General features: G+C 68.5%; 16 protein-coding genes. 14 read left to right on the top strand and 2 right to left on the bottom strand.

The genetic code is table 11. From position 1 onward, the window contains the following. Together rho and prfA are read left to right on the top strand one after the other, a co-directional pair. Nucleotides 1–1966 (top strand): transcription termination factor Rho (gene rho / locus WA967_RS07285; RefSeq protein WP_424420600.1); only part of this gene is annotated, 1966 nt, incomplete at its 5' end. 18 nt (nt 1967–1984) lie between these two features. Continuing rightward, a complete protein-coding gene (gene prfA, locus WA967_RS07280) occupies nt 1985–3058 on the top strand; it encodes a peptide chain release factor 1 (RefSeq protein ID WP_424420598.1) in 1074 nt (357 codons plus the stop codon). A 13-nt stretch (nt 3059–3071) separates the two neighbouring features. On the opposite strand, the gene epsC is transcribed toward prfA, so the two are convergent. Together epsC and cysK are read right to left on the bottom strand one after the other, a co-directional pair. Beyond that, nucleotides 3072–3623: a serine O-acetyltransferase EpsC gene (epsC, locus tag WA967_RS07275; protein WP_424420602.1), complete on the bottom strand. Its 552-nt coding sequence runs from the start codon at nt 3621–3623 to the stop codon at nt 3072–3074. A 37-nt stretch (nt 3624–3660) separates the two neighbouring features. Beyond that, nucleotides 3661–4620: a cysteine synthase A gene (gene cysK, locus WA967_RS07270; protein WP_424420596.1), complete on the bottom strand. Its 960-nt coding sequence runs from the start codon at nt 4618–4620 to the stop codon at nt 3661–3663. Nucleotides 4621–4730: 110 nt separating this feature from the next. Here cysK and prmC point away from each other — a divergent pair, with 110 nt between their 5' ends. The 12 genes from prmC (at nt 4731) to WA967_RS07210 (ending at nt 15002) form a co-directional block, all read left to right on the top strand. Beyond that, nucleotides 4731–5588, top strand: coding sequence for a peptide chain release factor N(5)-glutamine methyltransferase (gene prmC / locus WA967_RS07265; RefSeq protein WP_424420594.1), 858 nt, complete (start codon nt 4731–4733; stop codon nt 5586–5588). Nucleotides 5589–5639: 51 nt separating this feature from the next. Next, nucleotides 5640–6398, top strand: coding sequence for an L-threonylcarbamoyladenylate synthase (locus WA967_RS07260; protein ID WP_424420592.1), 759 nt, complete (start codon nt 5640–5642; stop codon nt 6396–6398). Beyond that, nucleotides 6395–7597, top strand: a complete 1203-nt coding sequence (locus WA967_RS07255; RefSeq protein WP_424420590.1) for an MraY family glycosyltransferase — start codon at nt 6395–6397, stop codon at nt 7595–7597. The genes WA967_RS07260 and WA967_RS07255 overlap by 4 nt, the downstream gene beginning before the upstream one ends. Continuing rightward, on the top strand, nt 7594–8061 hold the full coding sequence (locus tag WA967_RS07250; protein ID WP_424420588.1) for a hypothetical protein: 468 nt from the start codon (nt 7594–7596) through the stop codon (nt 8059–8061). Before WA967_RS07255 ends, WA967_RS07250 begins: the two co-directional genes overlap by 4 nt. A gap of 154 nt (nt 8062–8215) precedes the next feature. Beyond that, nucleotides 8216–9010 (top strand): F0F1 ATP synthase subunit A, encoded by a 795-nt coding sequence (gene atpB / locus WA967_RS07245; protein WP_424420585.1) that lies wholly within the window; start codon nt 8216–8218, stop codon nt 9008–9010. A 44-nt stretch (nt 9011–9054) separates the two neighbouring features. Then, a complete protein-coding gene (gene atpE / locus WA967_RS07240; protein ID WP_298867712.1) occupies nt 9055–9294 on the top strand; it encodes an ATP synthase F0 subunit C in 240 nt (79 codons plus the stop codon). A 29-nt stretch (nt 9295–9323) separates the two neighbouring features. After that, nucleotides 9324–9863 (top strand): F0F1 ATP synthase subunit B, encoded by a 540-nt coding sequence (locus WA967_RS07235; protein WP_424420582.1) that lies wholly within the window; start codon nt 9324–9326, stop codon nt 9861–9863. After that, nucleotides 9863–10651 carry a F0F1 ATP synthase subunit delta gene (locus WA967_RS07230; protein WP_424420579.1) on the top strand — a complete coding sequence of 263 codons (789 nt, stop codon included), beginning with the start codon at nt 9863–9865 and terminating at the stop codon, nt 10649–10651. The genes WA967_RS07235 and WA967_RS07230 overlap by 1 nt, the downstream gene beginning before the upstream one ends. A 50-nt stretch (nt 10652–10701) precedes the next feature. Continuing rightward, nucleotides 10702–12342, top strand: coding sequence for a F0F1 ATP synthase subunit alpha (gene atpA / locus WA967_RS07225; protein ID WP_424420578.1), 1641 nt, complete (start codon nt 10702–10704; stop codon nt 12340–12342). 19 nt (nt 12343–12361) lie between these two features. After that, nucleotides 12362–13258 carry a F0F1 ATP synthase subunit gamma gene (locus WA967_RS07220; RefSeq protein WP_424420576.1) on the top strand — a complete coding sequence of 299 codons (897 nt, stop codon included), beginning with the start codon at nt 12362–12364 and terminating at the stop codon, nt 13256–13258. Between the two features lie 26 nt (nt 13259–13284). Continuing rightward, nucleotides 13285–14739: a F0F1 ATP synthase subunit beta gene (gene atpD, locus WA967_RS07215; RefSeq protein WP_424420574.1), complete on the top strand. Its 1455-nt coding sequence runs from the start codon at nt 13285–13287 to the stop codon at nt 14737–14739. 2 nt (nt 14740–14741) lie between these two features. Continuing rightward, nucleotides 14742–15002 (top strand): F0F1 ATP synthase subunit epsilon, encoded by a 261-nt coding sequence (locus WA967_RS07210; protein ID WP_298867306.1) that lies wholly within the window; start codon nt 14742–14744, stop codon nt 15000–15002. Nucleotides 15003–15013 lie beyond the last annotated feature (11 nt).

The following is a 15013-nucleotide window of genomic DNA, read 5'->3' as shown; positions in this document are numbered from 1 at the left end:
GGCCGATCCGGCCGAGGCATCTGCGGCTGCGACCGCTCCTGCTGCGGAGCCCGCTTCGGGCGCGGAGGAGAAGCCGAAGGCGCCGCGCCGAACGCGCGCCAAGAAGGCGGATGCCGAGACCCTCGACATCCCCGCCGCCGCGTCTCCCGCGGCGTCCGACTCCGCTCCGTCGTCCGACTCCGCTCCGGCATCCGACTCCGCTCCGGCATCCGACTCCGCTCCGGCGTCCGATGCGGCCGAGGCCCCGGCGAAGCCCGCCCGCAAGCGCGCCTCGCGCGCGGCCGGCAAGGGGGCCGACGAGGCGGCCGCGGAGAAGACCGCGGATGCCGCTGCTGAGCAGCCCACTGCCGAGCGGCCCGCAGCCGAGCCGGTATCCGACAACGCGGCAGAGGCTCCGGCGAAGCGCCCCTCACGCCGTCGTGGTGCGAAGCCCGAGGCCGCTGCCGAGGGCAACGCCGAGACCTCGTCGAAGGACGCCGGCGACCGGAGCGAGAAGGCCGAGCACAGCGACAGGCAGACCTCGCACGACGAGAACGCCTCCGATTCCGAGGGCTCCTCGGACAGCGAGGGCTCCAGCCGCAGCCGCAACCGCAACCGCAGCCGCAGCCGCGGTCGTGGAAGCAAGGGCGAGAACGGCAATGGCCAGAACGCCCAGGGCAGCGGCCACGGCGGGCAGGACAACGGCCACGGCGACGATGAGCAGGGCTCCGGTCGCAGCCGTCAGCGCAACAAGCGCCGCGGCGGAGGCAACCAGAACGCCGACGAGTTCGAGACCGAGATCGGCGAGGACGACGTGCTGATCCCCGTCGCGGGCATCCTCGACGTGCTGGACAACTACGCATTCGTGCGCACCACCGGCTACCTCGCCGGCGCCAGCGACGTGTACGTCTCGCTGGGGCAGGTCAAGAAGTACAACCTGCGCAAGGGCGACGCGATCGTCGGGGCCATCAAGCAGCCTCGCGAGGGCGAGCAGCAGGGCCGTCAGAAGTACAACGCACTGGTCAAGGTCGACTCCGTCAACGGGCTCTCCCCGGAGGACGCCGCGGGCCGCGTGGAGTTCGGCAAGCTCACCCCGCTGTACCCGCAGGAGCGCCTGCGCCTGGAGACCGCGCCCGAGAAGCTCACCCAGCGCATCATCGACCTGGTCGCCCCGATCGGCAAGGGCCAGCGCGGCCTGATCGTCGCGCCGCCGAAGGCCGGCAAGACCATCGTGCTGCAGCAGATCGCCAACGCCATCGCGCAGAACAACCCCGAGGTGCACCTGATGGTCGTGCTCGTGGACGAGCGGCCCGAAGAGGTCACCGACATGCAGCGCACCGTCAAGGGCGAGGTCATCGCGTCGACCTTCGACCGCCCGGCCGAGGACCACACCACGGTCGCCGAGCTGGCCATCGAGCGCGCCAAGCGCCTGGTGGAGCTGGGCCGCGACGTGGTCGTGCTGCTGGACTCCATCACCCGCCTGGGCCGCGCGTACAACATCTCGACCCCGGCCTCCGGACGCGTGCTCACCGGTGGCGTGGACGCCGCGGCGCTTTACCCGCCCAAGCGCTTCTTCGGCGCCGCGCGCAACATCGAGAACGGCGGCTCGCTGACCATCCTCGCCACGGCCCTGGTGGAGACCGGATCCAAGATGGACGAGGTCATCTTCGAGGAGTTCAAGGGCACCGGAAACAGCGAGCTGCGCCTGTCGCGGGCCCTCGCCGACAAGCGCATCTTCCCGGCCGTGGATGTGAATGCGTCCAGCACCCGCCGCGAGGAGATGCTGCTCTCGGCCGACGAGGTCAAGATCACCTGGAAGCTGCGTCGGGCCCTCGCGGGCCTGGACCCGCAGCAGGCCCTCGAGGTCGTGCTGGGCAAGCTCAAGGAGACCAGCTCGAACGTCGAGTTCCTCTTCCAGATGCAGAAGTCCATCCCCGCGCCCACCTCGACCGGATCGACGCACGCCCACGAGAACAGCATCCGCTGATCCGCAGGCGGGACTGACGTGTTCGAGTCCGTTCAGGCGCTGATCGACGAGCATCGCCGGGTGCAGGAGGAGCTCTCCGACCCGGCGGTGCACGCCGACGCCGCACGCGCCAAGCGCGTCAACCGGCGCTACGCGGAACTGTCGCGCATCGTCGCCGCCCACGAGGCGTGGGTGGCGGCCGGTGAGGACCTGGATGCCGCTCGCGAGCTCGCGCACGAGGACGAGGCGTTCGCCGCCGAGATCCCCGGGCTCGAGGCGCGGCTGCACGAGGCGACCGAGAAGCTGCGCCGGCTGCTGATCCCGCGCGACCCGGACGACGCCCGCGACGTGATCATGGAGATCAAGGCGGGGGAGGGCGGCGCCGAGTCGGCGCTGTTCGCCGCCGACCTGCTGCGGATGTACATCCAGTACGCCGCGCACCAGGGCTGGAAGACCGAGCTGCTGGAGCGCAACGAGTCCGATCTCGGCGGTTACAAGGACGTGCAGGTCGCGATCAAGGGCTCCTCGTCCGACCCGTCGCAGGGCGTATGGGCGCACCTGAAGTACGAGGGTGGCGTGCACCGTGTGCAGCGCGTGCCCGCGACGGAGTCGCAGGGCCGCATCCACACCTCCACGACCGGCGTGCTGGTCTTCCCCGAGGTCGATGAGCCCGAGGAGATCCAGATCGACCAGAACGATCTGAAGATCGACGTGTACCGCTCGTCGGGTCCCGGCGGGCAGTCCGTGAACACGACCGACTCGGCCGTGCGCATCACGCATCTGCCGACCGGTATCGTCGTGTCGATGCAGAACGAGAAGTCGCAGCTGCAGAACCGCGAGGCCGGCATGCGCGTCCTGCGCGCACGGCTGCTGGCCCGTCAGCAGGAGGAGCTCGCGGCGGCGGCATCCGATGCGCGCAGATCGCAGATCCGCGGCATGGACCGCTCCGAGCGGATCCGCACGTACAACTTCCCCGAGAACCGCATTGCTGATCACCGCACCGGCTACAAGGCGTACAACCTCGATCAGGTGATGGACGGCGCGCTGGCCCCGATCATCGAGTCGTGCATCCAGGCCGACGAGGCCGAGCGCCTCGCCGCCCTCGGCTCCTGACCCGCCCGCGCGCTCAGATCATGTAGTCGGGGGCAGACAGCAGAGCCTTCACGCTCTCGTCGGCGTCGCGGGGGCGCGCCTTCGCGGGCATCCCGACCAGCACGCTGTCGGCGGGGGCGTCGCGGGTGACCACGGCATTCGCGCCCACCACGGAGCGCGCGCCGATCACGACCGGCCCGAGGATCTTGGCGCCCGCGCCGACGGCGACGCCGTCCTCCAGAGTCGGATGCCGTTTGCCCCGATCCCTCGTGCGGCCGCCCAGCGTCACGCCGTGGTACAGCATCACGTCGTCGCCGACCTCGGCGGTCTCGCCGATCACCACGCCCATGCCGTGGTCGATGAAGAAACGCCGGCCGATGACCGCGCCGGGGTGGATCTCGATGCCGGTCAGCCACCGGGTTACCTGCGAGCCCATCCGGGCCGGGAAGCGCAGCCTGCGCATCCACAGCGCGTGCCAGACGCGATGCGCCCAGATCGCGTGCAGCCCGGGATACAGCAGTGCCACCTCCAGGCCGCTGCGGGATGCCGGATCCCGCCGGCGTGCGGCGGCCACGTCCTCGCGCATCCGGGAGAGCACCCGCGACAGAGCACCCACGGAGCCGTCAGTCCTTCGGCTTCTCACGCGGCTTGTCGCGCAGGTCCTCGAACAGGGCTGTGGAGATGTACCGCTCGCCGGTGTCGGGGATGATCGCCACGATGGTCTTGCCCGCGTTCTCGGGGCGCTCGGCGATCTTCAGCGCAGCCCACACGGCCGCGCCGCTGGAGATGCCCACCAGCAGGCCCTCCTTCGCTGCCAGGTCGCGTGCGGTGCGCAGCGAGTCCTCGTACTCGACGGGGTGGATCTCATCCAGCACATCGCGATCCAGCACATCGGGTACGAAGCTCGGGCCGATGCCCTGGATGCGGTGCGGTCCGGGTCGACCCTCGCTGAGCACGGGGGAGTCCTTCGGCTCCACGGCGACGATCTGCACGTCGGGCTTGACGGCCTTCAGCGCCTGCCCGATGCCGGTGATGGTGCCGCCGGTGCCGGTGCCCGCGACCACGATGTCGACGTTCCCGTCGGTGTCCCGCAGGATCTCCTGCGCGGTGGTCTCGCGGTGGATGCGCGGGTTGGCCTCGTTCTCGAACTGGCGCACCCACACGGCGCCGGGGTTCTCGGCGATGATGCCCTTGAGCGCCTCGATGGAGCCCGGCATGCCCTTGTGCGGGTCCGTCAGCACCAGCTCGGCGCCGAATGCGCGCAGCAGCACGCGGCGCTCCTTCGACAGCGAGGCGGGCATGGTGATGATCACGCGGTACCCGCGGGCGGCGCCCACCATCGCCAGTGCGATGCCGGTGTTGCCGCTGGTGGCCTCCACGATCGTGCCGCCGGGCTTGAGCTCGCCCGATGCCTCCGCAGCGTCGACCATGGCGATGCCCGTGCGGTCCTTCACGCTCGACGCCGGGTTGTAGAACTCCAGCTTCGCCAGCACCGTGGCGTTCAGTCCCTCGGTGACGCGATTCAGCCGCACCAACGGGGTGTTGCCGACGGCGGTGGTGATGTCGGAGTGGATGCCGGCCATGGGGGGGGCCTTTCGTCGAGGATGTCGCAGAATCAGCGTGCCCAGCCTACGGCGTGCGCCTTTCCGCGCGGTCGAATATGACCGGCCGCGACGACGCCTACGCTGGGAGGATGCCCGAATCGCTCTCCGCACTCCTGCGCGGCACGGCCCAGCAGCTCGCCGACGCGGGGCTCACCGATCCCCTCGTCGACGCGGAGCTGCTGGCCGGACACGTGTTGGGTCTGGGGCGGGGCGAACTGCAGGCGGCGGCCGTCCGAGGTGACGGCATCGAGCGGGCGGATGCCGAGAAGCTGGCCGCGCTCGTGGCACGACGCGCCGCTCGAGAGCCGCTGCAGCACATCACTGGTTCGGCGCCGTTCCGGCAGCTGGAGCTGGCCGTGGGGCCCGGGGTCTTCATCCCCCGTCCAGAGACCGAGATGGTGGTGCAGATGGCCATCGATGCGCTGATGGAGAGCGCCTCGCCGTCGCCGGTCGCGATCGACCTGGGCACCGGCAGCGGCGCGATCGCCCTGGCCATGGCCACCGAGGTCCCCCGCGCCCGCGTGTTCGCCGTGGAGCGCTCGCCCGAGGCGCACGCCTGGGCGGCGCGCAACACCGCGGATGCCGACAATCTCACCCTCGTCCTCGGCGACCTGGCCACCGCACTCGATGAGCTTCGCGGTACGGCATCCGTCGTCATCTCCAATCCGCCGTACGTGCCCGCTTCGCAGATCCCCTCCGATCCGGAGGTGCACCTGTACGACCCCGTCCAGGCGCTGTACGGGGGTGAGGACGGGCTGGACGTGATCCGCGTGATCAGCCGCCGGGCGCATGAGCTGCTGCATCCGGGCGGGATGCTGGTGCTCGAGCACGCCGAGCACCAGGGCGCCGCCATCCGTGAGCTGCTGCACGCCGACGGCTGGCGCTCCGCAGCCACACACGAGGACCTCACCCGCCGTGACCGCGCCACCACGGCGCTGAACCGCTGATCGTCACCCTCACCGCGGGCGGTGAACCCGCCACCATAGAATGATCAGGCCATGTCTACTGTCTTCGATTGCCGCGACCAGGACGAGCTCCTCGCCGGCATGCGCAACGCGCGGGCGGCCATCGCCCGCGGCGAGCTGATCGTCATCCCCACCGACACCGTGTACGGCATCGCTGCCGATGCCTTCTCTCCCGCCGCCGTGCAGCGGCTGCTCGATGCGAAGGGGCGCGGACGGGAGATGCCGCCGCCGGTGCTCGTGGCGAGCCAGCAGATGGTCGCGGCTCTGGTGGAGTCGATCCCGGATGCTGTGCAGAAGCTCATCGACGCGTTCTGGCCGGGCGGACTGACGATCGTGCTGCCCGCGCAGCCGTCGCTCACCTGGGACCTGGGCGAGACCAGGGGCACGGTCGCGGTGCGCATGCCCGACCGGCGCGTGGCGCTGGAGCTGCTGGCCGAGACGGGCCCGCTGGCCGTCTCCAGTGCGAACCTCACCGGCCGCGAGGCGGCCATCATCGCCTCGGACGCGAAGAGGATGCTCGGCGACTCCGTCGCCGTCTACCTCGAGGAGGGGTACGTCGAGCGCGGCATCCCGTCCACCATCGTCGATGCCACATCGCTCGTCGAGGCGGGTGAGGGCCAGGCTCCGCTGGTGCGCATCCTCCGCGACGGCGTCATCACCCGTGAGCAGCTCGAAGAGGTGCTCGGAGATCTGCTGGAGCCCGCCGAGACGCCGGACGAGGCCGAACCGGATGCGGGCGACGCCGCAGCCGCGAGCGCCGAGCCCGGCGGAGACCCGGTCGATCAAGAGTGAAGCAGTACCTGTTCACCTTCATCCTCACCGCCGCGGTCACCTTCATGCTGACGTGGGCGGTGTGGCGGCTGAGCATGAAGTTCAAGCTCTACCCGGGCATCCGCGAGCGCGACGTGCACAAGACACCCAAGCCGCGGCTGGGCGGCGTGGCGATGTTCATCGGCATCGCGAGCGCGATCCTCGTCTCCGCCGCGAACCCGTTCTTCGAGCGGATGTGGGTGCCTCCGCAGACGCTGTGGTCGATCCTGGGCGCCACGCTGCTGATCGCAGCGGTGGGCGTGATCGACGATCTGTGGGATCTGGACTGGATGATCAAGCTGGCCGCGCAGTTCCTCGCCGCAGGCATCATCACCGCCGGCGGAGGACTGCAGGTGCTCTCGCTGCCGGTGGGCGACATGATCCTCGTCTCGCCGTGGCTGAGCATCTCGATCACGATGGTGGCCATCGTCGTCGTCATGAACGCGGTCAACTTCATCGACGGGCTGGACGGCCTGGTGGCCGGCGTCTGCCTGATCGCCAACGGCATCTTCTTCGTGTACTCGTACATCCTCACCCGCGACTCCGGTGCCACCAGCTACTTCAACCTCGCCACCTTCCTGGCCGCAGTGCTCATCGGCGCCTGCGCCGGCTTCCTGCCGTTCAACTGGAGCCCCGCCAAGATCTTCATGGGCGATTCCGGCGCGCTGGTCCTCGGGCTGCTGATGGCCACCTCCGCCATCGCCGTGACCACGCAGGGCGACGTGAATGCGTTCGACCCCGAGAAGTTCGGCCGCTCGCAGCTGCTGGGAGCATTCATCCCCATCGTCCTGCCGCTGGTGATCGTGAGCCTGCCGCTGCTGGACTTCGGCCTGGCGGTCTTCCGTCGCATGCGCGCCGGCAAGTCGCCGTTCGCCCCGGATCGCAAGCACCTGCACCACCGGATGCTGGATCTCGGGCACCGCGACCGGGGTGCTGTCCTGGTGTTCTACGCGTGGACCGCCGTGATCTCGCTCGGCGTGCTGCTGATGTACATCGGCACCAGGCAGAGCTGGCCGGGCGGGTACATCGTCGGAATCGTGTTCGGTGCGATCGGCACCGTCGCCTGCGTGGTCGTCACCCTCACCCCGCCGGGCCGCAGGCCCCGCAGCGCCCGCGGAGCCGCCGGCGCACCAGAGCAGCCCCAGACTCCCGCATCCCCGAGCACCTTGGAGCCCCGATGAACAAGAGCACCATCTCCAGCACCCCGATCCTGCGCGGCACGCTGATGTGGTCGGCTGCGGCGGCCGCCGTCCTGGCACTGATCGCCGCGGGCGTCGGCTTCGCCGTCGCGGGGACCAACGGCCTGTGGAGCGGCCTGATCGGCGTGCTGCTGTCGTTCCTGTTCCTCGGCATCACCGCCGCCAGCATCCTGTTCGCCAACCGCTGGTTCGGCGACCCGCTGTACGTGCCGATCTTCTTCGGGATCGTGCTGGGCGGCTGGCTGCTCAAGCTCGGCGTGTTCATCGTGCTGATGATCGTCCTGCGGGGCCAGCCATGGGTGGCTCCGGAGGTGTTCTTCATCTCGATCGTCGCCGGCGTGATCTTCTCATTGGTGGTGGATGCCCTGGTCGTGATGCGAATGCGGCTGCCCAACGTCAGCGACGTCGAGCTGCCGACCCAGGCGCCGGACGAGGGCGCGTCGTGAGCGACGCCCAGGGTTTGCTAAGCTGTTGACGTCCCCGCCGGTTGTGCGGTGATCCTCGCAGATCACGCTGTCGCCGCGGTTGACGATCATCCGTCCCTGTGCACCGGCTTGTTCTCGGTGCCGAGAAGCTGGAGCCGCAACGTTGACTCAGGCCGTGTCATTCCTCGTCGCCGCGACTGAGGGTCCGACGTTCCATCCACCGGCGATCGACGAGTTCTTCCCGGCCGTTCTGCTCTTCCAGGGCACGCCGTTCGCGTTCACGCGCATCCACCTCGCACAGCTGATCGCGACGGCCGCACTGGTGCTGATCTTCTGGCTCGGCTCGCGGCGGATGAAGCTTGTCCCCGGCCGCTTCCAGAGCATCGTGGAGATGGGCTTCGGCTTCGTCCGCGGCAACATCGCGCACGACCTGCTGGGCCGCAAGGACGGCGACCGGTACCTGCCGATCCTCATGACGATGTTCTTCATGATCCTGTTCATGAACCTCACGGGCATCGTCCCCGGGATCAACGTCGCAGGAACCTCGATCATCGCCGTCCCGCTGCTGCTGGCGATCGTGTCGTACGTCACCTTCATCTACGCCGGACTGAGGAAGGGCACCAGGCACTTCGTCAAGAACTCGCTGTTCCCCTCGGGCATCCCGGTGTTCCTGGTGTGGTTCGTCGCGATCCTCGAGTTCCTCTCGACCTTCATCATCCGCCCCGTCACGCTGACGCTGCGTCTGCTGATGAACATGATCGTCGGCCACCTGATGCTCGTGCTGTTCTTCGTGGCGACGGACTTCTTCCTCTTCGGCCTGAGTGGCTGGTGGTCGGCGCTCGGCGTCTTCACCGGCGCGTTCGGCCTCGCCTTCACCCTGTTCGAGGTCCTCGTGGCCGTCCTGCAGGCATACATCTTCGCCGTCCTGACTGCGGTCTACATCCAGCTCGCAGTCGCCGAAGAGCACTAAGGGGACAGGCCTCCGCCTGCCCACCAATTGAAAGGAAAAACCCCGTGGACGCAACTACGGTTCTCGCAGCTGTCAACGGCTCGATCGCGACGGTCGGCTACGGCCTCGCCGCCATCGGCCCGGCCATCGGCATCGGCATCGTCGTCGGCAAGACGATCGAGGGCGTGGCTCGTCAGCCCGAGCTGGCCGGCCGACTGCAGGTCCTGATGTGGATCGGTATCGCCTTCACCGAGGCCCTGGCCTTCATCGGCATCGCGACCGGCTTCATCTTCGGCTACAACTGATCCGCCACCCCGAGACGTAAGGAGACAGGATGCTGAATGCTCTTGTCGTTGTGGCTGCCGAGAAGGCAGAGCACAACCCCCTGATTCCGGGGCTCCCCGACTTGGTGTGGGGCACGATCTGCTTCCTCATCATCCTCGTGGTGTTCTGGAAGGTCGCCATCCCGAAGCTGACCGCGATGCTCGACGAGCGCGCGGCGGCCATCGAGGGCAACATCGCCAAGGCCGACGAGGCCCAGAAGCAGGCCGAGGCCGCGCTGGAGGAGTACACCCGCCAGCTCGCCGAGGCGCGCACCGAGGCCGGGCAGATCCGCGAGGCCGCCCGTGAGGACGGCAAGAAGATCGTCGCTGAGGCCAAGGATGCGGCTCAGCTCGAGGCCACCCGCATCAGCACGGCTGCGCACACGCAGATCGAGGCCGAGCGCCAGGCCGCGTTCGTCTCGCTCCGCAGTGAGGTGGGCACACTCGCCCTCGACCTCGCCGGCGGAGTCGTGGGGGAGACCCTCGGCGATGACAAGCGCGCGACGGCTGTCGTGGACCGGTTCCTCGCCGACCTCGAGAAGGCCGAGTAATGGGCAGCGCGACCACTCAGGCGCTCGCGGCATCGGCTCAGGCGCTTGCCGCGACGAAGGACCTGAACCTCGACAGTGCGGCCGAGCTGTTCTCAGCCGCCCGCACGATCGGGGAGTCGGCCCAGCTGAGCGGCGCGCTCGCTGATCCCACGGCGCCTGCGCAGGCACGCACCGCGCTGGTCGCGAGCGTCTTCGGCGGGGCATCCGCTCCGGTGACGTCGCTGCTGACCGCGGTCGCCGGGGAGCGCTGGTCCAGTGCGTCCGACCTCGTGGACGGCGTGGAGGAGCTCGCGATCCGTGCGGCTGCTGTCGCCGCCGCGAAGGACGACGTCGCTGGCGAGCTGTTCGGCTTCTCCCGAGTCGTCGCCGCGAACCCGGAGCTCGAGCTCGCGCTCGGGAGCCGGCTCGGCGATGCACCGGCGAAGGCTGCACTCGTCCAGCAGGTCCTCGGCTCGCAGGTCTCGCCGGCCACGGTGCTGATCGCCTCCTCGCTCGTGCGCCAGTCGCGCGAGCGCCGGGTGCGCCAGCTGTTCAGCCGCGCCATCGACATCGTCTCCGCACAGGCGGGACGCACGGTCGCGACCGTCTACACGGCCGCGCCCATCGCCGCCACGCAGCAGACCCGTCTTCGTGACGCTCTGGCTCGCCGCTATGGGGGAGAGATCTCCATCAACCAGGTGATCGACCCCGAGGTCATCGGAGGACTGCGCGTGCAGATCGCCGATGACGTCATCGACGGCAGCATCTCCGCCCGACTCGCAGAGCTCCGCCAGAAGCTCGCGAGCTGACACAGACTGGCGCGGGGAACCGCGCTCACCAGACACACAAAGGGAAGACAATGGCAGAACTATCGATCAGCCCCGACGTCATCCGTGACGCGCTGAAGAATTTCGCAGCCGCCTACGAACCCACCGGCGCCGTCGCGACCGAGGTCGGCACCGTCATCGACGCAGCCGATGGCATCGCGCACGTCGAGGGACTGCCGGGCGTCATGGCCAACGAGCTCGTCACCTTCGCCGACGGCACCAAGGGCCTCGCGCTGAACCTCGACGAGCATCAGATCGGCGTGGTCGTGCTCGGCGACTTCACCGGCGTCGAGGCCGGTCAGGAGGTCACCCGCACCGGCGAGGTGCTCTCGGTGCCGGTCGGCGACGGCTACCTGGGTCGCGTCGTCGACCCGCTGGGCAACCCCATCGACGGCCTCGGCGCCATCGCCACCGACGGTGTGCGCGAGCTCGAGCTGCAGGCGCCCGGCGTGATGCAGCGAAAGTCCGTGCACGAGCCCATGCAGACGGGCGTCAAGGCCATCGACGCGATGATCCCCGTCGGCCGCGGCCAGCGCCAGCTGATCATCGGCGACCGCCAGACCGGAAAGACGGCTCTGGCGATCGACACGATCATCAACCAGAAGGCCAACTGGGAGTCGGGCGACACCAACAAGCAGGTGCGCTGCATCTACGTCGCCATCGGCCAGAAGGGCTCGACCATCGCTTCGGTGAAGGGTGCGCTCGAAGACGCCGGCGCCCTGGAGTACACCACGATCGTGGCTGCCCCGGCTTCCGACCCCGCGGGCTTCAAGTACCTCGCACCGTACACCGGCTCGGCCATCGGCCAGCACTGGATGTACGACGGCAAGCACGTCCTGATCGTCTTCGACGACCTGTCGAAGCAGGCTGAGGCGTACCGCGCCGTGTCCCTGCTGCTGCGTCGTCCGCCGGGGCGCGAGGCCTACCCGGGTGATGTCTTCTACCTGCACTCCCGTCTGCTGGAGCGCTGCGCGAAGCTGTCCGACGAGCTCGGCGCCGGTTCGATGACGGGTCTGCCCATCATCGAGACCAAGGCCAACGACGTCTCGGCGTACATCCCGACCAACGTGATCTCCATCACCGACGGCCAGATCTTCCTGCAGTCCGACCTGTTCAACGCCAACCAGCGTCCCGCTGTCGACGTGGGCATCTCGGTCTCCCGAGTCGGCGGTGACGCGCAGGTCAAGTCGATCAAGAAGGTCTCCGGAACGCTGAAGCTGGAGCTCGCGCAGTACCGCTCCCTCGAGGCGTTCGCGATGTTCGCATCCGACCTCGACGCGGCCTCGCGTCGTCAGCTGGCCCGCGGCGCGCGCCTGACCGAGCTGCTCAAGCAGCCGCAGTACTCGCCGTACCCGGTGGAGGAGCAGGTCGTCTCGATCTGGGCCGGCACCAACGGCAAGCTCGACACCCTCGAGGTCTCGGACGTGCTGCGCTTCGAGCGCGACCTGCTGGACTACCTGCGTCGCAACACCAGCATCCTGGACACACTCCGCGAGACGAACGTCCTTGACGACGACACCATCGCCGAGCTCGACAAGCAGACTGATGCCTTCATCCTGGAGTTCCAGGCCGGCAACGGTCAGGGAATCGGTGCTCCCGGTCACGAGGAGCACGCGGCTGCCGAGGCGGAGGACGTCAACCAGGAGAAGATCGTCAAGGGTCGTCGCGCGTAATCGCGTGAGGTATTGATTCATGGGCGCTCAACTCAGGGTCTACAAGCAGAAGATCTCTTCTGCTCAGACGACCAAGAAGATCACGAAGGCGATGGAGCTCATCGCGGCTTCGCGCATTCAGAAGGCGATGGCACGCGTCAAGGCGTCCACCCCCTTCGCGCGTGCCGTGACGAGGGCCGTGTCCGCCGTCGCGACGCACTCGAACGTCGACCATCCGCTCACCCGCGAGCCCGAGAAGATCACCCGCTCCGCGGTCGTCATCTTCTCGTCGGACCGCGGACTCGCCGGAGCCTTCAACTCGCAGATCCTCCGTGAGGGTCTCGAGGTGGCGGAGCTCCTGCGCGAGCAGGGCAAGGAGCCGGTGTTCTACCTGGTCGGCCGCAAGGCGGTGGGCTACTTCCAGTTCCGGGGCATCGCCTCGGCCGGGGAGTGGACCGGGGACATGGACAAGCCGTCGTTCCACACCGCGGAGGAGATCTCGCACGCGCTGCTGGACGCCTTCTCCCGCGGCGGGGACGAGGGCGGCGTCGACGAGATCACTCTCGTGTACAACCGCTTCGTCAGCATGATGACGCAGGAGCCGGAGTCCGTGCGCCTGCTGCCGCTGGAGATCGCGGAGGCCGACGACTCGGAGGCGGGTACCACGGTCTACCCGTTGTACGAGTTCGAGCCGGACGCCGAGACCGTGCTGGACGCGATCCTGCCGGTGTACATCCAGAGCCGCGTGTTCAACGCGCTGCTGCAGTCGGCCGCGGCCAAGCAGGCGGCCACGCAGAAGGCGATGAAGTCGGCCAGCGACAACGCCGACAAGCTGATCACCGACTACACCCGCCTGCGCAACAACGCGCGCCAGGCCGAGATCACCCAGCAGATCGCCGAGATCGTCGGCGGCGCCGACGCACTGGCATCGAGCTGACAGACCATCAGGAAAGAGACGAAGAAATGACCCCCACCGCTACGGCTGAAACGCCTGCGACCGCGGTCGTCGGGCGCGTCGCACGCGTCAACGGTCCGGTTGTCGACATCGAGTTCCCGCACGACTCGATCCCCGACATCTACAACGCTCTGAAGACCACCATCGTCATCGGCGAGGGCTCGACGGAGATCACGCTCGAGGTCGCACAGCACCTCGGTGACGACCTGGTGCGCGCCATCGCCCTGAAGCCCACGGACGGCATCGTCCGCGGCCAGGAGGTGCGCGACACCGGCGCCGCCATCTCGGTGCCCGTCGGGGACGTCACCAAGGGCAAGGTCTTCAACGTGATCGGCGAGGTGCTCAACGCGGCCCCCGGCGAGCAGGTCGAGATCACCGAGCGCTGGCCCATCCACCGCAAGGCCCCGAACTTCGACCAGCTCGAGTCGAAGACCACGATGTTCGAGACCGGCATCAAGTCGATCGACCTCCTCACCCCGTACGTGCAGGGCGGAAAGATCGGCCTGTTCGGCGGCGCGGGCGTCGGCAAGACGGTCCTCATCCAGGAGATGATCCAGCGCGTCGCGCAGGACCACGGCGGCGTGTCGGTGTTCGCCGGTGTCGGCGAGCGCACCCGTGAGGGCAACGACCTGATCCACGAGATGGAGGAGGCGGGCGTCTTCGACAAGACCGCGCTCGTCTTCGGCCAGATGGACGAGCCGCCGGGGACGCGTCTTCGCGTCGCGCTGTCGGCCCTGACCATGGCGGAGTACTTCCGCGATGTGCAGAAGCAGGACGTGCTGCTCTTCATCGACAACATCTTCCGCTTCACGCAGGCGGGTTCAGAGGTGTCCACGCTGCTGGGCCGCATGCCCTCCGCTGTGGGCTACCAGCCGAACCTCGCCGACGAGATGGGCCTTCTGCAGGAGCGCATCACCTCGACGCGCGGCCACTCGATCACCTCGCTGCAGGCGATCTACGTGCCGGCCGACGACTACACCGACCCGGCTCCGGCCACGACGTTCGCGCACCTCGACGCGACCACCGAGCTCAGCCGTGAGATCGCGTCGAAGGGCCTGTACCCGGCCATCGACCCGCTGACCTCCACGTCGCGCATCATGGACCCCCGCTACCTGGGCGAGGACCACTACCGCGTGGCCACGACGGTCAAGCAGATCCTGCAGAAGAACAAGGAGCTCCAGGAGATCATCGCGATCCTCGGTGTCGACGAGCTGTCTGAAGAGGACAAGATCGTCGTCGCCCGTGCGCGCCGCATTCAGCAGTTCCTGTCGCAGAACACCTACATGGCCAAGAAGTTCACGGGTGTCGAGGGCTCGACCGTCCCGCTGAAGGAGACCATCGAGTCGTTCGATGCGATCTGCCGCGGTGACTTCGACCACGTCGCCGAGCAGGCCTTCTTCAACGTCGGCGGCATCTCCGACGTCGAAGAGGCGTGGGCGCGGATCCAGAAGGAGAACGGCTGACCATGGCTCTGCACGTCAGCCTCGTCTCCGCCGACGCGGAGGTCTGGACGGGAGAGGCGTCGCTGGTCGTCGCCAAGACCGTCGAGGGTGAGATCGGATTCATGTCCGGTCACGAGCCGGTGCTGGCCATCCTCGCCGAGGGTCAGGTCCGCATCACCCGGGCCGATGGCACCAAGGTGCTGGCCAATGCGCAGGACGGCTTCCTCTCCATGGAGGGCGACGCACTGACGATCGTGGCGGGCAACGCCGCGCTGGTCGCCTGACATCCATTTCC

It is taken from the genome of Microbacterium sp. (assembly GCF_049650565.1).
GTDB lineage: Bacteria > Actinomycetota > Actinomycetes > Actinomycetales > Microbacteriaceae > Microbacterium.
This window is presented reverse-complemented; position numbering and strand designations above follow the sequence as displayed.